The organism is Geobacillus zalihae (genome assembly GCF_030414215.1).
In the GTDB taxonomy this organism is placed as follows: domain Bacteria; phylum Bacillota; class Bacilli; order Bacillales; family Anoxybacillaceae; genus Geobacillus; species Geobacillus zalihae.
The window spans coordinates 3,097,069-3,119,566 of sequence record NZ_CP129217.1 but is presented as its reverse complement, the minus strand read 5'-3'; the positions used below and the strand labels follow the sequence as shown (position 1 = coordinate 3,119,566).

General features: G+C 51.0%; 24 protein-coding genes. 23 read left to right on the top strand and 1 reads right to left on the bottom strand.

Annotated elements, in window-relative coordinates; genetic code table 11:
- Positions 1 to 4 precede the first annotated feature (4 nt).
- From darG to QWV57_RS15785, 8 genes are all read left to right on the top strand, one after another.
- Positions 5 to 1,039 (top strand): type II toxin-antitoxin system antitoxin DNA ADP-ribosyl glycohydrolase DarG, encoded by a 1,035-nt coding sequence (gene darG / locus QWV57_RS15820; RefSeq protein WP_087960235.1) that lies wholly within the window; start codon positions 5 to 7, stop codon positions 1,037 to 1,039.
- Between the two features lie 517 nt (positions 1,040 to 1,556).
- Positions 1,557 to 1,817, top strand: coding sequence for a hypothetical protein (locus tag QWV57_RS15815; RefSeq protein ID WP_090948488.1), 261 nt, complete (start codon positions 1,557 to 1,559; stop codon positions 1,815 to 1,817).
- On the top strand, positions 1,814 to 2,200 hold the full coding sequence (locus tag QWV57_RS15810) for a pepsin/retropepsin-like aspartic protease family protein (protein ID WP_301100070.1): 387 nt from the start codon (positions 1,814 to 1,816) through the stop codon (positions 2,198 to 2,200). The genes QWV57_RS15815 and QWV57_RS15810 overlap by 4 nt, the downstream gene beginning before the upstream one ends.
- A gap of 301 nt (positions 2,201 to 2,501) precedes the next feature.
- A complete protein-coding gene (gene flaG / locus QWV57_RS15805) occupies positions 2,502 to 2,861 on the top strand; it encodes a flagellar protein FlaG (RefSeq protein ID WP_301100069.1) in 360 nt (119 codons plus the stop codon).
- A gap of 15 nt (positions 2,862 to 2,876) precedes the next feature.
- Positions 2,877 to 4,382 (top strand): flagellar hook-associated protein 2, encoded by a 1,506-nt coding sequence (locus QWV57_RS15800; protein ID WP_301100068.1) that lies wholly within the window; start codon positions 2,877 to 2,879, stop codon positions 4,380 to 4,382.
- Between the two features lie 148 nt (positions 4,383 to 4,530).
- Complete coding sequence (fliS, locus tag QWV57_RS15795; protein ID WP_049624805.1) at positions 4,531 to 4,932, top strand: flagellar export chaperone FliS; 402 nt, start codon at positions 4,531 to 4,533, stop codon at positions 4,930 to 4,932.
- Positions 4,932 to 5,285 carry a flagellar protein FliT gene (gene fliT, locus QWV57_RS15790; protein ID WP_063193313.1) on the top strand — a complete coding sequence of 118 codons (354 nt, stop codon included), beginning with the start codon at positions 4,932 to 4,934 and terminating at the stop codon, positions 5,283 to 5,285. Before fliS ends, fliT begins: the two co-directional genes overlap by 1 nt.
- Positions 5,286 to 5,298: 13 nt before the next feature.
- Positions 5,299 to 5,685, top strand: a complete 387-nt coding sequence (locus tag QWV57_RS15785; protein WP_138187683.1) for a DUF8042 domain-containing protein — start codon at positions 5,299 to 5,301, stop codon at positions 5,683 to 5,685.
- Between the two features lie 294 nt (positions 5,686 to 5,979).
- Here the strand turns inward: QWV57_RS15785 and QWV57_RS15780 are convergent, their stop codons facing one another.
- Positions 5,980 to 7,059 carry an HD-GYP domain-containing protein gene (locus tag QWV57_RS15780; protein ID WP_015375821.1) on the bottom strand — a complete coding sequence of 360 codons (1,080 nt, stop codon included), beginning with the start codon at positions 7,057 to 7,059 and terminating at the stop codon, positions 5,980 to 5,982.
- A 174-nt stretch (positions 7,060 to 7,233) separates the two neighbouring features.
- On the opposite strand from QWV57_RS15780, the gene hpf reads away from it, so the two are divergent.
- The 15 genes from hpf (at position 7,234) to QWV57_RS15705 (ending at position 22,440) form a co-directional block, all read left to right on the top strand.
- The gene (gene hpf, locus QWV57_RS15775) at positions 7,234 to 7,785 is read left to right on the top strand and encodes a ribosome hibernation-promoting factor, HPF/YfiA family (RefSeq protein WP_129447542.1); all 552 of its coding nucleotides are present in this window, start codon (positions 7,234 to 7,236) and stop codon (positions 7,783 to 7,785) included.
- 85 nt (positions 7,786 to 7,870) lie between these two features.
- Positions 7,871 to 8,344 carry a hypothetical protein gene (locus QWV57_RS15770; RefSeq protein ID WP_129447541.1) on the top strand — a complete coding sequence of 158 codons (474 nt, stop codon included), beginning with the start codon at positions 7,871 to 7,873 and terminating at the stop codon, positions 8,342 to 8,344.
- A gap of 108 nt (positions 8,345 to 8,452) precedes the next feature.
- Entirely contained in the window at positions 8,453 to 10,966 is a 2,514-nt protein-coding gene (gene secA / locus QWV57_RS15765; protein ID WP_060788269.1) for a preprotein translocase subunit SecA, read from the top strand.
- A 93-nt stretch (positions 10,967 to 11,059) separates the two neighbouring features.
- Positions 11,060 to 12,164, top strand: a protein-coding gene (prfB, locus tag QWV57_RS15760; RefSeq protein ID WP_122983794.1) for a peptide chain release factor 2 whose coding sequence is annotated in 2 segments (ribosomal slippage) — positions 11,060 to 11,134 and positions 11,136 to 12,164 — 1,104 coding nt in all. Because the reading frame shifts where the segments join, the coding sequence is not laid out codon by codon here.
- 582 nt (positions 12,165 to 12,746) lie between these two features.
- Complete coding sequence (gene ltrA, locus QWV57_RS15755; RefSeq protein WP_020754699.1) at positions 12,747 to 14,006, top strand: group II intron reverse transcriptase/maturase; 1,260 nt, start codon at positions 12,747 to 12,749, stop codon at positions 14,004 to 14,006.
- 153 nt (positions 14,007 to 14,159) lie between these two features.
- Entirely contained in the window at positions 14,160 to 14,420 is a 261-nt protein-coding gene (locus tag QWV57_RS15750; RefSeq protein ID WP_014196753.1) for a hypothetical protein, read from the top strand.
- A complete protein-coding gene (locus tag QWV57_RS15745) occupies positions 14,389 to 14,649 on the top strand; it encodes a type II toxin-antitoxin system RelE family toxin (RefSeq protein ID WP_060788268.1) in 261 nt (86 codons plus the stop codon). Before QWV57_RS15750 ends, QWV57_RS15745 begins: the two co-directional genes overlap by 32 nt.
- 136 nt (positions 14,650 to 14,785) lie before the next feature.
- Entirely contained in the window at positions 14,786 to 15,649 is an 864-nt protein-coding gene (locus QWV57_RS15740; RefSeq protein WP_033004914.1) for a YitT family protein, read from the top strand.
- A gap of 62 nt (positions 15,650 to 15,711) precedes the next feature.
- Positions 15,712 to 16,047, top strand: coding sequence for a cytochrome c551 (cccB, locus tag QWV57_RS15735; RefSeq protein WP_013146412.1), 336 nt, complete (start codon positions 15,712 to 15,714; stop codon positions 16,045 to 16,047).
- Between the two features lie 260 nt (positions 16,048 to 16,307).
- Positions 16,308 to 17,003, top strand: a complete 696-nt coding sequence (gene ftsE, locus QWV57_RS15730) for a cell division ATP-binding protein FtsE (RefSeq protein WP_011232571.1) — start codon at positions 16,308 to 16,310, stop codon at positions 17,001 to 17,003.
- Positions 16,984 to 17,877 carry a permease-like cell division protein FtsX gene (ftsX, locus tag QWV57_RS15725; RefSeq protein WP_301100067.1) on the top strand — a complete coding sequence of 298 codons (894 nt, stop codon included), beginning with the start codon at positions 16,984 to 16,986 and terminating at the stop codon, positions 17,875 to 17,877. Before ftsE ends, ftsX begins: the two co-directional genes overlap by 20 nt.
- Positions 17,878 to 17,901: 24 nt before the next feature.
- The gene (locus QWV57_RS15720; protein WP_301100066.1) at positions 17,902 to 19,200 is read left to right on the top strand and encodes a murein hydrolase activator EnvC family protein; all 1,299 of its coding nucleotides are present in this window, start codon (positions 17,902 to 17,904) and stop codon (positions 19,198 to 19,200) included.
- A 264-nt stretch (positions 19,201 to 19,464) separates the two neighbouring features.
- Positions 19,465 to 19,689, top strand: a complete 225-nt coding sequence (locus QWV57_RS15715) for a heavy-metal-associated domain-containing protein (RefSeq protein WP_015375813.1) — start codon at positions 19,465 to 19,467, stop codon at positions 19,687 to 19,689.
- A gap of 196 nt (positions 19,690 to 19,885) precedes the next feature.
- Positions 19,886 to 20,599 carry a pirin family protein gene (locus QWV57_RS15710; protein WP_023633674.1) on the top strand — a complete coding sequence of 238 codons (714 nt, stop codon included), beginning with the start codon at positions 19,886 to 19,888 and terminating at the stop codon, positions 20,597 to 20,599.
- Positions 20,600 to 20,991: 392 nt separating this feature from the next.
- Entirely contained in the window at positions 20,992 to 22,440 is a 1,449-nt protein-coding gene (locus tag QWV57_RS15705) for a S41 family peptidase (RefSeq protein WP_013146403.1), read from the top strand.
- Positions 22,441 to 22,498 lie beyond the last annotated feature (58 nt).

The following is a 22,498-nucleotide window of genomic DNA, read 5'->3' as shown; positions in this document are numbered from 1 at the left end:
TGCAATGATCATCCTAAAACAAGGCAACCTCTTAGAAGATGAAGCAGAAGCTTTGGTGAACACGGTCAATTGTGTCGGAGTGATGGGGAAAGGAATTGCACTGCAATTTAAGCAAGCTTATCCAGAAATGTTTTCGGAGTATGAAAAGGCTTGCCGTCGCAAGGAAGTGCAGCCAGGCAAAATGCATGTCGTTTCCACTAAATCGTTGTTGAACCCAAAATATATTATTAATTTTCCTACAAAACGCCATTGGAAAAATAAATCCCGGATGGAAGATATTGAACTAGGGTTGGCGGATTTGATAAAGGTGGTTAAGGAGCTTAATATAAAATCGATTGCGCTTCCGCCGCTTGGCTGTGGAAATGGCGGGCTTAGATGGGATGAAGTACGTCCTAAAATTGAAGCGGCTTTTGAGCATTTAAAAGAGGTGGAAGTGCATTTGTATGAGCCTGCAGGGAGCCCTAACCCTGATCAAATCAAAATACGTACAAAACCTCCAAAGATGACAAGATCTCGAGCGTTATTGCTAATGTTAATGAATGATTATTCCATTCCGGGGTATAAGTTGTCATTGCTGGAAGTTCAGAAGTTGGCTTATTTTCTTCAGGTTGTCGGCGAGCCGATGAGATTGCGGTTTGAGAAAGGGAAATACGGTCCGTATGCGGACAACTTAAATCATGTGTTACTGCGTTTGGACGGTCATTTTATTCGAGGTTTTGGAGACCGCAATCGGGATGCGGAAATTTATTTGCTACCGAATGCGGTACAAGAAGCTGAACAGTATTTGCAGGGGGATTCCGAGGCTGACGAACATTTAGAAAAAGTGCGGAATGTCATTCAAGGGTTTGAAACTCCATATGGGCTGGAATTGCTTTCAACTGTACATTGGGTTGTGAAAGAAAATCCGAATATAAAAGACGATATTCATTCCATTATTAAAGAAATTCATAATTGGAACGAACGAAAGCGGAAGATATTTAAAGAAACGCATATCACAAAAGCTTGGCAACATTTGAAAGGAATAGGGATGCTTAATTAATAAAAAATGCTTGTTAGATTAAGCCTTGCTCGTTCGGGGAGTGAGGCTTTTATTATCAGTGTAAACCTTAATTAGATTCTTATCCCAATCAAATAAAGATACGTCCAGACCTTTTAAAGATGACAAAATCGAATGTGATATTATGCAATATTTGTAATTTTTTCATTATATCTTATTTGGCGGCTAACGGGTAGATGAGTCAGAAAATAACGATGAAACAAACGATATACGAAACATTTTCTGTAAATTGTATTCAGATGGTAGCAAGGACATGAAAATTTACTTATTACTGTGGGGATTAGTCAAAAATTTTTGTTCGATATCGAATAGGGTCCCGATTGAAAAAGCAGAGGACAAGCAAGCTCCCTTAGTGTCGTTTGTTTCTATCGATATGATGTTAGACGTTGGCATTAAATTGTACTCATACTGCTTGCCACGCTTAAATTTTAAAAATATTGCTTTATATATGTAAGGTGATTAGTGATAAAATGTAATAAAAAGAGATGGAGGCAAACAAATGAAATGGTCAGAGTTACGTAAGCAATGTCCGAATCAATTTGTTTTGGTGGAGGCTATTTCGGCTTATTCGCAAAATGGCAAACGGATCATTGAGGAAATGGAAGTGATCGATCGGTATCATAGTGCGTCCGATGCATGGAATGGTTATAAGCAACAGCACAAAACTTTTCCGGAGAAAGAATTATATATTTTTCATACAAGTAAAGAAGAAATAGAGGTAGAAGAACAATATTTTATAGGGATTCGGGGGAGAGTATGAATATAAGAATAGAAAATGGATTGCCTATTGTTTCCGTTGAAATAAAGCGTGGTGAAAAAGCGGTTCTTTTAACGGACGTGTTATTGGACACAGGTTGCGCTACGACCATTTTTGATACGGATGTACTCGCACAAATCGGTATAGAGTTAGATATTATTAATGGAAGAACAAAACGAATGTACGGAGTAGGTGGATACAGCGAACTTTGTTATGAACAAATAGTAAATAACTTCACAATTGATGGAAAGGAACTAGTATCATTTTTATTGCAATTAGGAATGATTAGGGAAATATATGGTTTTGACGGAATTTTAGGCGTAGACTTTATGGAGAGAACGGGAATGATTATTGATTTTAAAAATTTCATTATTAAATATGGATAAAAGCAATGTTTGAGTTTTGCCAAGAATGTTTTGTGCTTATATTCCTCATCTTGTTTTTTGTTTTAATGTGATTTTACTCTTTTATATTCCCCTTTTAAGTTTCTACTTCCCCCTCGTTAGTTTTTGCTTATGATACCCCCGCTATTTTCAACAATTGACAAGTATTATACACAAGAAATGAAATTATCATCATCCCCTGATTTTTATATGGATTGCATTTATTTTTCCTTCCCCCTTCACAACTCCCCATCTCCATCCGATATAAAACATAGATAGTGTTTATGCAAAGGAGCGAGCGTTTATGTCGGTGGAACGGGTCTCTTCCCATTCTCCTTCTTTTTTCTATGAAAGTATTCGCAATGAAAAGGAAAGCAGCATGATTGAACCACAGCAACAACATCACACGAACAATTCAGAAACAACAGCGCAAAACATCCCAAAAGAAAAATTGGAAGAAGTCGTAAAAGGTTTAAACGAATTCCTTCAGCCGAGCCATACGTCGTTAAAGTTTAAGCTACATGATGAGCTACAGGAATATTACGTGCAAGTAATCGATGAAAAGACGCATGAGGTGATCCGCGAAATTCCGCCGAAAAAGCTGTTGGATATGTACGCGGCGATGATGGAGTTTGTCGGGCTTTTGGTGGATAAAAAAATTTAACGGTGGTGAGTCGAAATGGCGAATACGTTGCGCATCAGCGGCCTCGCGAGCGGAATGGACATTGACAAAATCGTCAGCGATTTGATGAAAGCGGAGCGGATGCCGCTTGATAAATTGAAGCAGAAAAAGCAGCTGCTCGAGTGGCAGCGCGATGATTACCGAGCGATGAACACGTTGCTTCAGGGGCTTGACGACTATTTGTTCAGCAACATCACCCTCCAAAGCAGCATGCTCAAAAAAACCGTCTCGAGTTCGAACGAATCGGTCGTCACAGCGACGGCGGGCTCGAGTGCGGCGAACGTGGCGGCGGCGATTCAAGTCAATCAAGTGGCCACATCGGCCGTCTGGCTGTCCGATGCTACGAAAAGGGTGGATAAAGCGAGTTTCTCGGTAGACGCCGATGTCACGCTGACGATCAACGTGACAAACGGGGATGGGACGACGAAGCAGGCGGCGATCACAGTGAAGAAAGGAACGACGCTCGATGGGGTGATCGCCCAACTCAACAGCAACCTAGACCTTGGCGTCAGCGCGTTTTACGACGAGCAAACCGGGCGGGTTTCGATCATGAAAAAAGAGACGGGGGGGCGGGCGAGCCTTGTGCTCGCCGACCAGGCGACGGCTGACTTTTTTGCGCAAAAGCTTGGGTTTACGAATACCGTAGCGGGGCAAGAGCTCACGGGGAAAACGGCGGGGAAAGATGCGCAAGTGACGATTAATGGTCTAACGACGACCCGCTCGGCGAATACGTTTACGATCAATGGCGTGACGTACACGCTCAAAGGGACGGGCGCGGCGACGGTGTCGGTGGCGACGGATGTAGACGCGATGTTCAATGCGATTAAAGGGTTTGTCGACAAATACAACGACACAATCGCCAAAATCAACGCCGAGCTGAAAGAAGAGCGCTACCGCGACTATCCGCCGCTTACCGACGAGCAAAAGGAAGCGATGACGGAAAAGCAAATTGAGCTGTGGGAAGAAAAGGCGCGGAGCGGGATGCTTCGCGGTGATTCGATTTTGTCCAGCGCCCTCAGTAAAATGCGGATGAATGTGTACACGAAAGTGGAAGGGGCGAACATCCCAAGCGGGTTCTCGCAGCTCGCGCAAATCGGGATTACGACGTCGTCGAATTATCTAGACGGCGGGAAGCTGATCATTGACGAGACGAAGCTGCGGGAGAAAATCAAGGAAAATCCGGATGCCATCTATCAGTTGTTTAACCAAGACGGCGCGACCGATGCGGAGAAAGGCATCGCCCGCCGCCTGCGTGATACGATCAAAGCGACGATCGGGAAGATTGAGCAAAAGGCGGGGAAAACCGTTTGGACGAACCAGCAGTTTGCGATCGGGCGCGATTTAATCCAGATCAATGACCAAATTGACCGCTTCCAAGACCGTTTGAAACAAATTGAAGACCGCTACTATCGCCAATTCACCGCGATGGAAGAGGCGATTCAGCGCGCCAACCAGCAAAGCATGTATTTGATGAACGCCTTTGGCGGCGGGACGCAAGGGTAGGCGGATGAAGGGTCAGGCGCTGTCGCGGTGACGGTGGGGAAAAGCCCCCGCCCGCGGATGGCAACAGAGGAAAGGGGTTCGGCGCGGCCCGTTGAATCAGATGATGGCTTGGCGATGGGGTGGACATCATAGAAGAGGAGTGATCGGGATGGCAACGAACAATCCGTATCAACACTACCAAGCGAACGCCGTGCAGACGGCGTCGCCTGGCGAGCTGACGTTGATGCTGTATAACGGGTGCTTGAAGTTTATCAAGCTCGCACGCCAGGCGATCGAGAAGGGGGACATTGCGGCGCGCAATGAGAATTTGATTAAGGCGCAAAACATCATTTTGGAACTGATGAAGACGTTGAAGATGGAGTATGAGGTTGCGAAGTCGATGATGACGATGTACGACTACATCTACCGCCGCCTGGTTGAAGCGAATGTGAAAAGCGATGCGGCGATTTTGGATGAAGTGGAAGGGTATGTCGTCGAGTTTCGCGATACGTGGAAGCAGGTGATTCAGCTCCATCGGCAGCGCCAATACGCGGAAGGCGGGCAGGCGTAATGGGCGTGGTGCATGATGTATGGCGGGTGACGAAGGAGCTGCTGGAGGCGACGGCGCTGCCGTGGCCGTCTGAGGAGCGCGAAGAGCGGCTTCGGACGGTTGATCGATTGCTTCGGGAGCGCGAGGAGCTGCTTCGGGAGCTCCGTCCGCCGTACAGTGAGGAAGAGCAGCGGCTTGGCCGTGAGATCATCGCTTGGAATCAGGAGATTGAGAAGCGGCTTCATCAAGTGCGCGATGAGATTCGCGGCGACTTGCGGGTGGCAGGGGCGAAGCGGCAGGCGAACGCCCGCTACGTTCACCCGTATGAGCAGCCGCTTTCGTTTGACGGGATGTTTTACGATAAGCGACGATAGGTGGGATTTTTGGATGGCGAGGTTGACGGACGCGGCGCTCGACATCATCCGCCAGTATACCTCGCTGCTCGAGACGATCGAGGAAGGGCTCGACTATGTGGAGGCGAGCTTTTCCGATCCGCGGCGGATGCATGCCGATGTGTTGCTTAGGGATATTTTGCTTGCGCTTGGGAAAATCGGCGAGACGAACGTGTATTTATGCGAGCTGTTCGCTGGGGAGAGCGATTTGGTCGGCCATATCGAACGGTTTGCGGATGTGTTGGAAGCGGCCGCGGCGCTTGATGGACAGCTTTCCGATGCGGCGGCGAGGGAGCGCATTGTCTGCGGGCGGTTGTCGCCTGCGTTTCAGGCGTGGAAGCTCGCGGTTGAAGACGGCTTGCGGCGGTATGTCGTCCAATGAGGATGGATCCATTGGTGAGGTCATTGCTTAGGGGGAGATACAATCCATCGCCAGTCCATTCCAACGCAAGGTAGGGACGATCATCCGCCAGCCTTGTCTGTCGGAGGGAGGCATTGGGACCAGCGCAGCGCCACGCGACGGGAACGAATGACCGACGGGGTGGCAGCTGGCATGGAACGCGGGGCAGCGGCAGGGAACGTGCTGTCACGGTTTCGCTCGTTGTACGGGCGGCCACGGATGTTTAAGTAGAGAACGGAAAAAAAGCAAGGACAGCGCTGTGCTGTCCTTTTCGCTTCAAACCGCCTTCACAATCGTGATGTTCATCTCTTTCCGCAAGTCAATCTCATACGGACTTTTCAGCTCCTCGCCCGCGGGATTTTTGATGACGCGGACGATGGGGCGGAGCGGGAAACCCGGAAACACTTGCGAGACGACGCCGACTTCTCCGGTGTTGAGTTTGACGGTCGTGGCGACCGGGTAGACAGCGATGTAGGAAAGAAAGAGCTTAATGAGCTCGTAGTCCAAAATGCCGCCCGCCGCGGATAAGTATTCGGCTGCTTCGTGCGGCGAGTATTGTCTTCGGTGGTAGCGCGCTGACGTCAAGGCGTCAAAGACGTCGGCGATGGCGACGATGCGGGCGTATTCGTGAATTTCCTTGCCCGATAAGGCGCGCGGGTAGCCGCTGCCGTCGCACCGCTCGTGGTGCTGCAAGGCGCAGTGGGCGGAAAAGAGCGAGATGTTGCGCTGGCGACGCAGCAGTTCGAAGCCGAGATATGTATGGCGGCGGACGATTTCCTTTTCCTCTTCCGTCAAGGCTCCTTTTTTCCGCCAAAGACCGTCAGGCAGCTGGGTCATGCCGATGTCAAACAGCAGCGCGCCGATGCCGAGGTCAAGCAGCTGCTGGGGGCGATACCCTTTGGCGATGCCGATGACGCCGGCGATGGTGGCCACGTTGACCGAGTGGTGGAAAAAGTAGCCGTTCGAGATGACCAAATCCGACAAGTTGATGAGCAAGTTTTCTTGCTTCAATAAGTAGTCCAAAATGTCTTTGAACACTTTTTCATACTCTTTTCCCAAATCGAGCGAGGAGGCGCGGCTGAGCAGCTTTTTTTGCTCGATCAAGGCCGTCATCGTCTCGTACACTTTTTTCACCGCCTGCTGGCGCACGGTCGGGCTGATGAGCGGGCGCGGGCGGATGTCATATGTTTGTTTGTCGTCAATATAAATGTATTGAACCCCTTTTTGTGCTAAAGAACGGATGTAGCCGCTTGTCAGCCGCACGCCGCGCGACAAAAGGACGCTGCCGTTGGCGGCGAACAAGTCGACAGCGAGCACGTCACCGCTTTTCGCATGGGAAATATGGACCTTTCGCATCGTTCACACACTCCGTACCTTCCACATCATAAGAAAAAACACCTATGTCTATCTTACCATATTTTCCTGTGTTTTTCACAAAATCTTCAAAAATATTTTTGATTGAAACATGGATTGGATGGGTAATAAAAAAGTGTAGGGATTTACAGTTTTAAAGATAAGGAGTGGTCAGCGATGATGTATAACGTTCGCGGGGAAAACATCGAAGTCACGCCAGCGCTGCGCGAGTACGTGGAGAAAAAAATCGGCAAATTGGAGCGCTATTTCGATCGCACCGATGACGTGAATGTCCATGTCAATTTAAAAGTCTATAACGATGGACAAGGGAAAATCGAAGTGACCATTCCGATTCCGCATTTGTTGCTGCGCGCTGAAGAGCGCCATGAAGATATGTATGCGGCCATCGATTTAGTAACCGATAAGCTCGAGCGGCAAATCCGCAAACATAAAACGAAAGTCAATCGGAAGCTGCGCGACCGCGAGAAAGAAGCGAAGCTGGCTGCCCCTGTGCCAAGCGGCGCTTCCGCGGCGGAGAATAATGAAGAGGAGTTTGAAATCGTGCGCACGAAACATTTCAGCTTGAAGCCGATGGACAGCGAAGAAGCGATTTTGCAGATGAATTTGTTGGGGCACAACTTCTTCATTTTCACCAATGCGGAAACAAACCGGACGAACATCGTCTACCGCCGCAAAGACGGAAAATACGGATTGATCGAGGCGAATTAAACGGTTGCCTCTTGTGCGCATCCCCTGCTTTTTTTGGCAGGGGATGTTATAATATGCATGAGAAAAATCAAAATGGGGGAGAGCGATGGAGGAATTGTTGCGTCAAATTTTGTCCAAGTTGGACAACATGGAAAAAGGATTTTTGGTGTTCCAAGAAGAAACTCGCCAACGGTTTGAGCAGATGGATGGCCGTTTGACGGAGATGAACGGACGCCTCGTCGGCCTCGAACAGGAAATGGGCGCGGTGAAAGAGCGGTTAGACCGTGTGGAAACGCGGTTGGGCGGCGTAGAGACCCGGTTGGACGGCGTGGAAACGCGGTTGAATGGTGTAGAGACCCGGTTGGACGGCGTGGAAACGCGGTTGAATGGTGTGGAAACTGAATTGGAGGAAGTGAAAGAGACGCTTCATCGGGTCGAAACGCAGCTTGTGGATGATGTGCAAATATTGCTTCGCAAAATTCATGAAAAAGTTGAGGAGAAAAGTTTTGAAATTTATGCGCTGAACCGGCGGCTTCACCATGCGGAAGCGGCGATTGAGCAGCTTCCGTCCAAGGCGTGATTCCCTCTTTTGGACATGCCCCTCTCTAAGCCTGTGCAACAGTTGTCACCTATCCCTGTAAATGATATGATGAAGAAGTGAGTCCATGAAAAATAAGGAGCGTTTCCTATGCTTGGAGTCTTAAAAAAAGTATTTGACCCGAACAAGCGTCAGTTGGCAAGGCTCGAGAAAATTGCGGATCAAGTGGATGCGCTCGGTCCGGAGATGGCCCGACTGTCCGATGAACAGCTGCGGCAAAAAACCGAGGAATTCAAAGCCCGCTACCAACAAGGCGAATCGCTCGATGATTTGCTTGTTGAGGCGTTTGCCGTTGTGCGCGAAGGGGCGAAGCGCGTCCTTGGCTTGTACCCATATAAAGTGCAAATTATGGGCGGCGTCGTCTTGCATGAAGGCGACATCGCCGAGATGAAAACTGGGGAAGGGAAAACGTTGACGGCGACGATGCCCGTCTATTTGAATGCCTTGACGGGGCGCGGCGTGCATGTCGTGACAGTCAACGAATACTTGGCGACGCGCGATGCGACGGAAATGGGCAAATTGTATGAGTTTTTAGGCATGACCGTCGGCTTGAACTTAAGCGGCATGTCGCGCGAGGAGAAGCAGGCGGCGTACAACGCCGACATTACGTACGGGACGAACAACGAGTTTGGCTTTGACTATTTGCGCGACAACATGGTGCTCTATAAAGAGCACATTGTGCAGCGGCCGCTCTATTATGCGATCATCGACGAGGTTGACTCGATTTTGATCGATGAAGCGCGGACGCCGCTCATCATTTCCGGCACGGCGCAGAAGTCGACCAAGCTGTATGTGCAGGCGAATGCGTTTGTCCGCACGTTGCGCAAAGATGTCGATTACACATACGATGAAAAGACGAAAAGCGTCCAGCTGACGGAAGAAGGGATCAACAAAGCGGAGCGCGCGTTTGGCATCGACAACTTGTTCGATTTGAAACACGTCACGCTCAACCACCATATTCAGCTGGCGCTGCGGGCGCACGTGACGATGCAGCGCGATGTCGACTACGTCGTGCAAGACGGAAAAGTGATCATCGTCGACCCGTTCACCGGGCGCTTGATGCACGGCCGCCGCTACAGCGATGGGCTTCATCAAGCCATTGAGGCGAAAGAGGGGCTCGAGATTCAAAACGAGTCGATGACCTTAGCCACGATTACGTTCCAAAACTACTTCCGCATGTATGAAAAGTTGGCGGGGATGACGGGGACGGCGAAGACGGAAGAGGAAGAGTTCCGCAACATTTACAACATGCGCGTCGTCGTCATTCCGACGAATCGGCCGGTCATTCGTGAAGACCGTCCGGATTTGATTTATCGGACGATGGAAGGGAAGTTCCGCGCCGTGGTTGAGGACATCGCCGCCCGCCATGCGAAAGGGCAGCCGGTGCTCGTCGGCACGGTGGCGATCGAAACGTCCGAGATGTTGTCAGAGATGCTCAAAAAACGGGGCATCCCACACAACGTCTTAAACGCGAAAAACCATGCGAAAGAGGCGGAGATCATTGCCCAAGCGGGGCAAAAAGGCGCGGTGACGATTGCGACGAACATGGCCGGGCGCGGGACGGACATTAAGCTTGGCGAAGGGGTCAAGGAGCTTGGCGGGCTCGCGGTCATCGGCACGGAGCGTCACGAAAGCCGGAGGATCGATAACCAGCTGCGCGGCCGCTCGGGACGCCAAGGCGATCCTGGGGTGTCGCAGTTTTACTTGTCGCTTGAGGATGAGTTGATGCGCCGCTTTGGTTCCGAGAGCCTCATGGCCATGATGGACCGCCTTGGGATGGACGACTCGCAGCCGATTCAAAGCAAAATGGTGACAAGGGCCGTTGAGTCGGCGCAAAAACGGGTCGAAGGCAACAACTTCGACGCCCGCAAGCAACTGCTTCAATATGACGATGTCCTGCGCGAACAGCGGGAAATCATTTACCGCCAGCGCTATGAAGTGCTCGATTCCGACAACTTGCGCGGCATTATCGAAAAGATGATCCAATCGGTGATCGAGCGCGTCGTCAACGCTCATACGCCGAAAGAAGAGGTTCCCGAAGAATGGAATTTGAAAGGGCTCGTTGAGTATCTCAACGCCCATCTGCTTCCGGAAGGGGATGTAACGGAAGCTGACTTGCGTGGCAAAGAGCCCGAAGAGATGATCGAGCTCATTTGGGCGAAAGTGAAGGCGCGCTATGATGAGAAAGAAGCGCAAATCCCGCCGGAACAGATGCGCGAGTTTGAACGCGTCGTCGTCTTGCGCGCTGTCGATATGAAATGGATGAACCATATCGACGCGATGGAGCAGCTTCGCCAAGGCATCCATTTGCGCGCCTACGGGCAAGTCGACCCGCTGCGCGAATATCAGATGGAAGGCTACGCCATGTTTGAGGAGATGATTGCGGCGATTGAAGAGGAAGTCGCCACCTATATTATGAAGGCGGAAATTCACCATAACCTTGAGCGCCAAGAGGTGGCCAAAGGCGAAGCGGTTCACCCGAAAGAAGACGGCGAAGAACCGAAGAGAAAACCGGTCCGCAAGGCGGTGCGCGTCGGCCGAAACGACCCGTGCCCGTGCGGGAGCGGGAAAAAATATAAACATTGTTGCGGAAGAGTGGTATAACCGTTTATAAATAATAAAGGGAGGCTCGGCCTCCCTTTTGAATGGCAGACATTCATCGTTGGCATACTATATTGATGATGAGGTGAGGACAACATGATCGATTTGGTGGAAATCAAGCAAGAGCTTGAGAAAATGGCTAAGCGATTAGCGGAAATCAGGGGGTCTCTTTGACCTCGAAGCGAAGCAGGCGCGCATTCGCGAATTAGAAGAGCAAATGGCGGCGCCCAACTTTTGGGATGATCAAAAGGCGGCGCAGGCGGTCATTTCCGAAGTGAATGCGCTCAAAGATCTCGTCGAGGAATTTTCCTCGCTTGAAGAACGGTTTGACAACTTGGAAGTGACGTACGAACTGCTCAAGGAAGAGCCGGATGACGAGCTCCAAGCTGAGCTCGTCGAGGAAGCGAAAAAGCTGATGAAAGACTTCAGCGAGTTTGAGTTGCAGTTGCTGCTCAATGAGCCGTACGATCAAAACAACGCTATTTTGGAGCTCCACCCGGGTGCGGGCGGCACGGAGTCGCAAGACTGGGCGTCGATGCTGTTGCGCATGTACACGCGCTGGGCGGAGAAAAAAGGGTTTAAAGTCGAGACGCTCGATTACCTCCCGGGCGAGGAAGCCGGGATTAAAAGCGTCACGCTGCTCATTAAAGGGCACAACGCCTACGGCTATTTAAAAGCGGAAAAAGGGGTGCATCGGCTGGTTCGCATCTCGCCGTTTGACGCCTCAGGCCGCCGCCATACGTCGTTCGTGTCGTGCGAGGTTGTGCCGGAGATGGATGATAACATTGAAATTGAGATCCGGCCGGAAGAGCTGAAAATCGACACGTACCGCTCAAGCGGCGCGGGCGGGCAGCACGTCAACACGACCGACTCGGCCGTGCGCATCACCCACTTGCCGACCGGGATTGTCGTCACGTGCCAATCGGAGCGGTCGCAAATCAAAAACCGCGAAAAAGCGATGAATATGTTGAAGGCGAAATTGTACCAAAAGAAACTCGAGGAGCAACAAGCCGAACTCGCTGAGCTGCGCGGCGAGCAAAAAGAAATCGGCTGGGGCAACCAAATTCGTTCGTACGTCTTCCATCCGTATTCGCTTGTCAAAGACCATCGGACGAACGTCGAGGTCGGCAATGTGCAAGCGGTGATGGATGGGGAAATTGATGTGTTCATCGACGCGTATTTGCGTGCGAAGTTGAAGTAAAGGGCGATCATCGGATCGTCCTTTTTCGTGTGCGCCCGGCATGGGTGCAGTCTATAGGGTGAAAGTCCCGAACTGCGAAGGCAGAAGTAGCAGTTAGCTTAACGCAAGGGTGTCTGCGGCGACGCAGAATCTGAAGGAAGCGGGCGGCAAACTTCCGGTCTGAGGAACACGAACTTCATAGGAGGCTGGGTATCATTGGGTGAGTTTGCACGACAAAACGAAGCCCTTTCTGCCGAAGGTGATACCGAGTAAATGAAGCAGATGGATGGAAGGAAAGACTGCACTCTTACCCGGGGAGGTCTGTCCGGGAAGCCAAGTGCGCTTGGCAACCGTTGGAGCGATCCAACGCTGAACGGACAGAAGTCAGCAGAGGTCATAGTACCCGTCTAGCTTAAGATAGAAGGGGAAGGACCGAACCATGAAGGAGAACGGCCACTAGGCGTTCATCTTCTTTGATGAAGCAGATAACCCGAAAGGGCCTGCTTGAGGGGGAAATGGTGAAGTCCATGGGGAACCTCAAGAGGGTGGAGAAGAAGATGGCACAAATAGAACGGACCGTTCACGTAGAGAGGAAGAATCGGAATGTGGATGAAACAGGTATTGTCACGGGAGAATCTCCTGCGAGCACTCAAACAAGTGGAAAAGAATAAAGGGTCCCATGGAACCGATGGAATGTCCGTCAAAGACCTGCGAAGACACCTCGTGGAACATTGGGACGCGATACGGCACGCTTTAGAAGAAGGGACCTACGAACCTTGCCCGGTCCGACGGGTCGAAATCCCGAAACCGAACGGAGGAGTCAGGTTACTAGGAATCCCGACCGTGACAGACCGGTTCATCCAACAGGCCATCGCCCAAGTGCTCACGCCGATCTTTGACCCATCCTTTTCGGAACACAGCTACGGGTTTCGTCCCGGTCGAAGAGGACACGACGCGGTGAAAAAGGCGAAGCAGTATATTCAGGAAGGATATACATGGGTGGTAGATATCGACTTGGAAAAGTTCTTTGATCGAGTCAACCATGACAAACTGATGGGGATATTAGCGAAACGAATTCCAGACAAAATCCTCCTAAAGTTGATACGGAAGTATCTACAGGCAGGGGTCATGATCAACGGGGTGGTCATGGAAACACAAGAGGGGACTCCACAAGGAGGGCCGCTCAGTCCACTCCTGTCCAACATTCTCCTGGATGAGCTGGACAAAGAATTGGAAAAACGAGGGCACAAGTTTGTACGGTATGCGGATGACTGCAATATCTACGTAAGGACGAAGAAGGCCGGGGAACGGGTGATGAAATCGATCACGGCATTCATCGAAAAGAAACTTCGGCTGAAAGTCAACGAAACCAAATCGGCAGTGGATCGTCCGTGGAGGAGAAAATTCCTCGGTTTTAGCTTCACCCCAAGTAAGGAGCCAAAAATCCGAATTGCAAAGGAAAGCATTCGGCGCATGAAGCAAAGGATACGCACCATGACGAGCCGATCGAAACCGATTCCCATGCCCGAACGAATCGAACAGCTCAATCAATACATTCTGGGATGGTGTGGATACTTTTCGCTAGCAGAGACCCCAAGTGTGTTCAAAGAACTAGATGGATGGATTCGACGAAGGCTGCGCATGTGCCAATGGAAAGAGTGGAAACTTCCGAGAACCAGAGTCCGAAAACTGCAAAGTTTAGGAGTGCCCAAGCAGAAAGCATATGAATGGGGAAACACTCGGAAGAAATATTGGAGAGTGGCCGCCAGTCCCATCCTGCATAAAGCCCTTGGCAACTCCTATTGGGAGAGCCAAGGGCTGAAGAGTCTTTATCAACGATATGAATCTCTGCGTCAGACTTAATGGAACCGCCGTATACCGAACGGTACGTACGGTGGTGTGAGAGGACGAGGGTTAGTCACCCTCTCCTACTCGATTTCAAAAATCATTTTTCTGATTTTGACGCATCTGCATCCCGGTGGTATGCTGAAGGTAACGAAAGGCAAAAGGAGGGCGATGGCTTTGGCTGTGCGCAAACAATTGCTTTACGAACTGATTGACCGGTTGGATGAAACGGATCATCAAACAGTGTACGATTTTTTGATGTACTTGCTTGATCGGTCCAGAAAGGAACGAATGGTATGGGAGCGGATTGACGAAACAGATGAAGAAGAAGCGTTGACGGAAGAAGAGCGCCAGCAGCTGCAAAGCGATGAAGGATATATCACCGGGGGAGAAGCCAAGCGTGAATTCGGGCTACAAGTTGATTTACCGTAAGGCTGCAGTCAAATTCATCGCTCGTCAAGACAAAGATGTTCAAGAACGATTCGCTTTCGGGCTGCAAGGGTTGCTTGCGATCCCGCCGCAGGGGGATATAAAAAAGTTGAAGGGGCAGGATGGATTATATCGGCTGCGGGTCGGAACATATCGTGTTTTGTTTCGCATCGATCATGATGAACGAATCATCTATATTGAGGCGATCGGCAACCGCGGGGATGTGTATTGAGGCTTGTATTTTTTGGCTAGGGCGATCATCGGATCGTCCTTTTTTCCTTTAGCATAGCAGACCATTATCGCGTTAACCGGCTGTCATTTACTTGCCAAAACGGGCATGCTATACTCACAGAGGAGGGTGGGGAAGCATGCGGAAGCGAAGAGAGAAAGCGATGCCTCCGACGGTGGAGGGAGCTTTGGAGTATGTGTATGTTCTGGTCGGCGCGGCAGTTGTCGCGGTGGCGTTTAACGTGTTTTTGCTGCCGAATCGGATCGCCTCGGGCGGGGTAAGCGGCGTGAGCACGATTATGCACGCGCTGTTTGGCATTGAGCCTGCCTACGTCCAATGGGCGCTTAACATTCCGCTCTTTATCGCTGGCGTTGTGCTGCTAGGCCGTCAGTTTGGCGTCAAGACGTTTGTCGGGACGGTGTTTTTGCCGCTGGTCGTCTACATGACGAAAGGGATGGAGCCGGCGACGACGAATCCGCTTCTTGGCGCGATCTTTGGCGGCATCGGCGTGGGGCTTGGCCTCGGCGTCGTCTTCCGCGGACGGGCGTCGACCGGCGGCACCGATTTGGCCGCGCAAATCATCCATAAATATACCGGGCTGTCGCTTGGCATGTGCGTCATTTTGATCGATGGCTTGATCGTGTTGACCGCGGCGTTTGTGTTTGATATTGAACGGGCGCTCTATGCGTTGATCGCGTTGTATGTGACGAGCAAAACGATCGACCTCGTCCAAGTCGGGCTTGGGTATTCGAAAATCGCTCTTATTATTACGAATGAAGAAGAAAAAGTGCGCCGCGCCATTTTGCACGAAATCGACCGCGGAGTGACACGCTTGCCCGCGTATGGCGGTTACACGGAACATGAGCGGCCGGTGTTGATGTGCGTCGTCGCGCAATCGGAGTTCACGAAATTGAAACAATTGGTCCGAACCATTGATCCGACAGCGTTTGTCATCGTTGCGAACGCCGCTGAGGTGCTCGGCGAAGGATTTCAACGTACGTAAAGCGGAAGAAATCGGTTATAATAAAGGAGAATGAAATTTTTGTTTTCTGGGGGGAGTTCGCCATGAAATGGAAATTGGCTGCGATGTTCCTTGGCGTTTCGCTCGCGCTTGCCGCGTGCGGCGGTGGCGGGGACAATGCCGGGGAGAAAAACGGCGGCAGCAACGGCGGAGGGGATACAGCAGCGGCTGCCGAGCAAATTTTTAAACAAAACTGTGCGTCCTGTCATGGACAAGACCTGTCGGGCGGGGTCGGCCCGAACTTGCAAAAGGTTGGAAGCAAGTATTCCAAAGATGAAATTAAAAACATTATCGCCAACGGCCGCGGCGCGATGCCGGCAGGAATCATTAAAGGGGAAGACGCCGACAAAGTGGCGGAATGGCTGGCTGCGAAAAAATAATGGACGGATGTTTCTGACTCTTTGAAAGGAAAAGATCGCTTCATTCAAGGAAGGTGCACCGCCTTGTTCGCTTAAGAACGGGGCGGTGTTTTCTGTTTTTGCATCTTTTGTCCTAGTTTCTCCATTGTTCCCCATTTGAAATATAAATGTAAAATTCGACAATAGAAAATCGTGTTATAATAATCCTTGCGGAATTTTGCAAGATTCATTCGAAACAGCTCGAGAAATGGCAACAGGGAAGTCGAAAATAGGTGATGATGATGATTGAAATGCAAGATGTATACAAAACGTATCCAAACGGCGTTGTGGCGTTAAACGGCATCAACGTCCGCATCAAGCAAGGAGAATTCGTCTATGTCGTTGGACCCAGCGGAGCTGGGAAGTCGACGTTTATTAAGATGATGTACCGCGAGGAAAAGCCGACGAGCGGGACCATTATGGTCAACGGCGTCAACCTTGCCAAACTCAAAGACAGCAAAGTCCCTCTTTTGCGCCGCCATATCGGTGTTGTGTTCCAAGATTTCAAGTTGCTTCCGAAGCTCAACGTTTACGAAAACGTTGCCTTTGCCTTGGAAGTCATTGAAGAATCGCCGAAAGTGATCCGCAAAAAAGTGATGGAAGTACTCGACTTAGTCGGCCTCAAGCATAAAATCCGCTCTTATCCGAACGAACTGTCCGGGGGCGAACAGCAGCGCGTCTCCATCGCCCGCTCAATCGTCAACTCCCCGAAGATCGTGATTGCCGACGAACCAACAGGAAACTTGGACCCGGAAACCTCATGGGGCATTGTGGAGCTGTTTGAAAAAATCAACGACCGGGGAACGACGATTGTGATGGCGACCCACAACAAAGAGATTGTCAACGCGACCCGGCGGCGCGTCATCGCCATCGAAAACGGGAAAATCGTCCGCGACGAGGCGAAGGGGGAATACGGCTATGACGCTTCATACGTTTAAGCGCCACGTCCGGGAAAGCATCAAAAGCCTTGGCCGCAACGGTTGGATGACGTTTGCCTCCGCGAGCGCCGTCACGGTGACGCTTTTGCTTGTCGGCGTCTTTTTTGTCGTCATGTTCAACATCAACCATTTTGCCCAAAAAGTCGAAAACGATGTCGAAATTCGCGTCCATATCGAGCTGACGGCCGACAGCCGGCAAAAAGACGCCTTGCGCCGGCAAATTGAAGCCATTCCAAACGTGAAGGAAGTGCGCTATTCATCAAAGGACGAAGAGCTGAAGCGGCTGATCAAAAGCATGGGGGAGGAAGGCTCGTCGTTCCGCTTATTTGAACAGGACAACCCACTAAGCGATGTATACGTCGTGAAAGCGGCCCATCCGCAAGATACAGTGAAAATCGCCAAACAAATCGAAACATTGCCGTTCGTCCATAAAGTCAATTATGGCCAAGGGACGGTCGAGAAGCTGTTTGACGCACTGAAAGTGGCGCGCAACGTCGGGCTCGTGCTCATTCTCGGATTGTTGTTTACGGCAATGTTTCTCATCTCCAACACGATCAAAATTACGATTTTCGCCCGCCGCCGCGAAATCGAAATTATGCGGCTCGTGGGTGCGACGAACGGGTTTATCCGCTGGCCGTTCTTTTTGGAAGGGCTATGGCTTGGAATGCTCGGCGCTCTCTTCCCGATCGCGGCGCTTTCGATCGTGTACTACAACGTGTATCAGGTGTATGAACAGTGGGTTTCCTTGCCGTTTTTTGAACTTCTTCCGTTTTCGCCGTTTATGTGGCAGTTAAGCGGGCTGCTGCTAGTGATTGGCGCCGGCATCGGCATTTGGGGAAGCGTCATGTCCGTGCGTAAGTTTTTGAAAGTATAAGAATCATAGGGAGAGGGGAAAGCGATGAAAAAGAAAAACATGATGGCGCTCGCGGTCGCCGCGGCGCTCGGCCTTGGCGTTCTGCCGCCGGCGGCGGATGCGGTCAGCACTCGTGATATCGAACAAAAGCGAGGCGAGATCGACGCGCTTCGTTCGAAACGGTCAGAGGTGCAGGAACAAATCAGCGAGGCGCAAAAAAACATCGAAGCCCTTCAGTCGCAGCAAAAACAAGTCGCCAACGATATGGAAAAGCTGAACATGGCCATTGAGGAAACGAGCGGCAAAATCCGTAGCGTCAGCGCCGATATTGACCAAACGGAGCAGGCCATTGACCAATTGAAACAAGAAATTGCCGAAATTCAAGAACGGATTGAAAAGCGGAATGAAATTTTGAAGGAGCGGCTTCGTTCCTTGCAGGAAAGCGGCGGGGCGATCAGCTACTTGGAAGTGTTGCTCGGCGCGCAAAGCTTCAGCGACTTCATCGACCGGATGAGCGCCGTAACGACGATCATGGAAGCGGACCAACAAATCATCCGCGAACAGGAAGCCGATAAAACGTTAAAAGAGAAAAAGGAAGCCGAATTGACGGAGAAGCGGAACAAGCTGCAAGCGGATTTGCAAGAATTGAAGCAGCTGCAGGCCGAGCTGGCCGGCCAGCTCGAACAAAAAAATCGCCTGATGGCCGATTTGAAGCAAAAAGAGGAAGAAGAGCATGATCATAAGATGGCGCTTGAAGAAGAAAAAGAACTGATCGCCAAGCAAGAAGCGGCGGTGAAAGAGCAGATTGCCGAACTCGAACGGCAAAAACGGGCCGAAGAAGAAGCGAAACAGAGAGGACGTACATATGCCTCGCCAAACGGTGGAGGAGCGTCATCAGGAGAAACGCCATCCGGCGGCAGCACGCCGCCTGTATCGAGCGGGGCGTTTACCCGTCCAGCCAACGGACCGATCACCTCGGGCTTTGGCTACCGGTTTGGCGGCACGGACTTCCATCCGGGGGTCGACATCGGCAAGCGAGCTCCCGTTGTGCCGGTTGTCGCTGCAGCGGACGGCATTGTGTTCCGCTCCTACTATTCTAGCAGCTACGGCAACGTCATTTTCATCAGCCATGTGATGAATGGGCAAACCTATACGACCGTGTACGCTCATTTAGAAGCGCGTCTTGTTGGCGAAGGGCAGCACGTCCGTAAAGGACAAATGATTGGCTACATGGGCAATACCGGTCATTCGACCGGTCCGCATCTTCATTTTGAACTGCATCGCGGCGGCTGGAACGAGGCGAAAACGAATGCGGTCAATCCGCTTGACTATATTCCTTTCTAATTTCGAACGGTAGGTGGCATGGCGCAACTTGTCTGTCTTTTGGCGGGACAAGTTGCGTATTTTTTTGATTGATTTGACATCAAGGAAAATGGTTTGGCTGCACCACATCCCCCCTTGACTCTGTACCTTAGTACACTGTTTATAATGGTACACAACAATGGAAATCTTCCCGTTGTCGAAAGGAGGATGAGTGATATAGGTTTCATGAGCGAGGATCTGAACAAATTAAGAAAGAGACATTTCTGGATAGGAGTGATTTTTACCATGAAAACATACCGAATGACCGTCCGAGGCATGACATGCACCGGCTGTGAACAACATGTCGCCAGAGCGCTGGGGGCGATTGGGGCCAAGCTGATGGATGTCAGCTTCCAGCGCGGTGAAGCGGTATTCGCGTTGCCTGAGGACACGGACGTTGACATGGCGAGACAAGCGGTCCAAAATGCCCATTACGAGCCGGGGGACATTTTTCGCCTGTTTTTAGGTTGACAGGCGAACGGAAGTTTTATATAATTATCTCGAATTCAAGATTTATTGAATGAAGAGAAATGGTTGCGCCTAACGAGGATGAGACAAGAAAAAAACGGGAATCAATAGCGTAGGCGGTGGTGGTTATGGCGCTTGCGGATTCGGAACAGCAAGCGCTTGATGGCCCATCATTTCTTGCAATGAAGGAGTGGAAAAGATGATCCGCATCGACCGGGCGTCGTCCCGATATCATGCCGATTACGGCTGGCTGAAAACATACCATAGCTTCTCATTTGGCGAGTATTATGATCCGAACAACATCCAGTTTGGCCCGCTAAGGGTGTTAAACGACGATTTCGTTGCGCCGCTCTCCGGTTTTGGCGCTCACCCGCACCGGGAGATGGAAATTGTGTCGATCGTGCTTAAAGGCTATTTGCAACATGAAGACAGCACCGGACATAAGGCGGTGACAACGTTCGGCGGCGTGCAGCGGATGTCGGCCGGCACCGGCATCGTCCATTCGGAAGTGAACCCGTCGGCGACGGAAGAGGTGAACTTTTTGCAACTTTGGTTTTTGCCGGAACAATACGGATTGCCGCCGTCGTACGAGCGGACCGAGTTTCCGGTCGACAAGATGAAAAACGCCTTGCTGCCGATTGTCACGAAACACCCGTCTTCCCCGGGGATTGCTCACATTCATCAAGATTTGACGATTTATCTTTCCGATTTGGAAGCCGGGCATGAGGTGACGTTTACCCAGCCGGAAGGGCGGAACATCTTTGTCTTTGTCATTGAGGGGGATCTGACGTTAAACGGCGAGGCCCATCTCGAGCGGCGCGATGCGGCCCGCATCACGGAAACGCCGGTTCTTCGCCTCGCAACGAACGAAGGATCGCGGTTGATGCTCATCGACTTGCCAAAAGAGGGGTGAAAGCGTTTCGTTTTTGTGCGGCTCATTGGTTTGGCTTCCATTCTAGATCGTGCCAAGAAGACGAATCAAGAAGAGGCACCGTTCGCCGCCAAGGGCGAGGGGTGCCTCTTTTTTCCGCCCTGTGTGAGTTGAGAAATCAACAAGGAGCGTGTAAACTAGTAAAGGATGGGCAACGCACTAGCATACTCGGTACAAGCCCAACATATGATGAAGATAAAGGCATGGCACGGCGTGAGGCGGTGCTTTTCCTTTTCGTGTTTTGCAAAAGCCGTCAGCGTTGAGGCGGAAGGGATGTTCATTTGCTTCACTGACGGAGGAGCGAGGAGAAAGCCCCCTTCCCGCACCGCAGCAAGCGGTGGGGAAGGTCAAGCATAGGGTGAGGAGGAAGCAACGTGAAAAAATCGACGACGGCCGCATTGATGGCCATATCGATGCTCATTGGGGCGGGAGGGACGTACGCTGGCCTTCAGTTGGCGGACCGCCCGATGGAAGGCTCGCTTTCGACGATTGTTTCGAATGAGCCGTCCAAGTCGACGAACGACAGCGAAGAGATGAAAAAAATCCGGCAAGCGTATGAGCTCATTAAGAATCGGTACGTGGAGAAAGTGGATGAAGAAAAACTGACGGAAGGCGCCATTCAAGGTATGATCAACACGCTCCATGACCCGTATTCCGTCTACATGGATGCGGAAACGACGGAGCAGTTCAACGAGTCGCTCGACTCGTCGTTTGAGGGGATCGGCGCCGAAGTGAGCATGATCGATGGCAAGGTGACGATCGTGGCTCCGATCAAAAACTCGCCGGCGGAAAAAGCGGGTCTGAAGCCGAACGATCAAATTTTGCGCGTCAACGGAGAAAGCCTGGAAGGGCTTGATTTATATGAAGCGGTATTGAAAATCCGCGGCAAGAAAGGAACAACGGTGGAGCTTGACATTTTGCGCCCCGGCGTCAAAAACGTGATGAAAGTCAAAGTCGTCCGCGACGAAATTCCGATTCAGACGGTGTATGACTCGATCAAAACATACAACGGCAAAAAGGCGGGCTATTTGCAAATTACGTCGTTTTCGGAAAACACGGCCGCCGATTTTAAAAAGAAATTGGCGAAGCTTGAGGCCGAACATATTGATGGCTTGATCATCGATGTGCGCGGCAATCCGGGCGGCTATTTGCAAAGCGTTGAGGAAATTTTGAAACAGCTCATCCCGAAAGGCAAACCATATGTACAAATTGAAGAACGCGATGGCGATCGGCAAAAGTTTTATTCCGATTTAACGGCGAAAAAGCCATACCCGATCGTTGTGCTCATCGACAAAGGAAGCGCATCCGCGTCGGAAATTTTGGCGGGAGCGATGAAGGAAGCGGGCGGCTACAAGCTGGTCGGCGAGGCAACGTTCGGCAAAGGGACGGTGCAGCAGGCGATCCCGATGGGCGACGGCAGCAACATCAAATTGACGCTGTACAAATGGCTGACGCCGGACGGGCATTGGATCCATAAAAAAGGGATCAAGCCGGATGTCGCGGTGGCGCAGCCGGATTATTTCCACGTCGCTCCGCTTCATGTGGAAAAACCGCTTCGGTATGACATGAACGACGAGCAAATCGCCAATGCGCAAAAAATGCTCAAAGGGCTTGGCTTCAACCCGGGCCGCACGGACGGCTACTTCAGCAAAGAAACCGAACAAGCCGTTCAAGCGTTCCAAAAAGCGAATCAGCTGCCGGTTACGGGACGAATCGATGAGACGACGGCGGATGTGCTGCAAACGAAAATCATGGAAGCCGTCCGCGATCCGAACCATGATGTGCAGCTGAAAAAAGCGCTTGGCGTGTTGTTTCCGTCGTGAGCGGGCCAATGATGACGGATAAAAAGAAAAGGGCGCCTCGGCTTTTAGCCCGAGGCGT

Coding starts and splice junctions, on each gene's coding strand:
- QWV57_RS15785 (WP_138187683.1), top strand. CDS start 5,299: ATGGCGAGGTTGACGGACGCGGCGCTCGACATCATCCGCCAGTATACC.
- QWV57_RS15715 (WP_015375813.1), top strand. CDS start 19,465: ATGAAAACATACCGAATGACCGTCCGAGGCATGACATGCACCGGCTGT.
- hpf (WP_129447542.1), top strand. CDS start 7,234: ATGATGTATAACGTTCGCGGGGAAAACATCGAAGTCACGCCAGCGCTG.
- flaG (WP_301100069.1), top strand. CDS start 2,502: ATGTCGGTGGAACGGGTCTCTTCCCATTCTCCTTCTTTTTTCTATGAA.
- QWV57_RS15740 (WP_033004914.1), top strand. CDS start 14,786: ATGCGGAAGCGAAGAGAGAAAGCGATGCCTCCGACGGTGGAGGGAGCT.
- ltrA (WP_020754699.1), top strand. CDS start 12,747: ATGTGGATGAAACAGGTATTGTCACGGGAGAATCTCCTGCGAGCACTC.
- QWV57_RS15800 (WP_301100068.1), top strand. CDS start 2,877: ATGGCGAATACGTTGCGCATCAGCGGCCTCGCGAGCGGAATGGACATT.
- darG (WP_087960235.1), top strand. CDS start 5: ATGATCATCCTAAAACAAGGCAACCTCTTAGAAGATGAAGCAGAAGCT.
- QWV57_RS15815 (WP_090948488.1), top strand. CDS start 1,557: ATGAAATGGTCAGAGTTACGTAAGCAATGTCCGAATCAATTTGTTTTG.
- QWV57_RS15750 (WP_014196753.1), top strand. CDS start 14,160: ATGGCTTTGGCTGTGCGCAAACAATTGCTTTACGAACTGATTGACCGG.
- QWV57_RS15780 (WP_015375821.1), bottom strand. CDS start 7,059: ATGCGAAAGGTCCATATTTCCCATGCGAAAAGCGGTGACGTGCTCGCT.
- ftsE (WP_011232571.1), top strand. CDS start 16,308: ATGATTGAAATGCAAGATGTATACAAAACGTATCCAAACGGCGTTGTG.
- cccB (WP_013146412.1), top strand. CDS start 15,712: ATGAAATGGAAATTGGCTGCGATGTTCCTTGGCGTTTCGCTCGCGCTT.
- fliT (WP_063193313.1), top strand. CDS start 4,932: ATGGGCGTGGTGCATGATGTATGGCGGGTGACGAAGGAGCTGCTGGAG.
- ftsX (WP_301100067.1), top strand. CDS start 16,984: ATGACGCTTCATACGTTTAAGCGCCACGTCCGGGAAAGCATCAAAAGC.
- QWV57_RS15810 (WP_301100070.1), top strand. CDS start 1,814: ATGAATATAAGAATAGAAAATGGATTGCCTATTGTTTCCGTTGAAATA.
- fliS (WP_049624805.1), top strand. CDS start 4,531: ATGGCAACGAACAATCCGTATCAACACTACCAAGCGAACGCCGTGCAG.
- secA (WP_060788269.1), top strand. CDS start 8,453: ATGCTTGGAGTCTTAAAAAAAGTATTTGACCCGAACAAGCGTCAGTTG.
- QWV57_RS15720 (WP_301100066.1), top strand. CDS start 17,902: ATGAAAAAGAAAAACATGATGGCGCTCGCGGTCGCCGCGGCGCTCGGC.
- QWV57_RS15710 (WP_023633674.1), top strand. CDS start 19,886: ATGATCCGCATCGACCGGGCGTCGTCCCGATATCATGCCGATTACGGC.
- QWV57_RS15770 (WP_129447541.1), top strand. CDS start 7,871: ATGGAGGAATTGTTGCGTCAAATTTTGTCCAAGTTGGACAACATGGAA.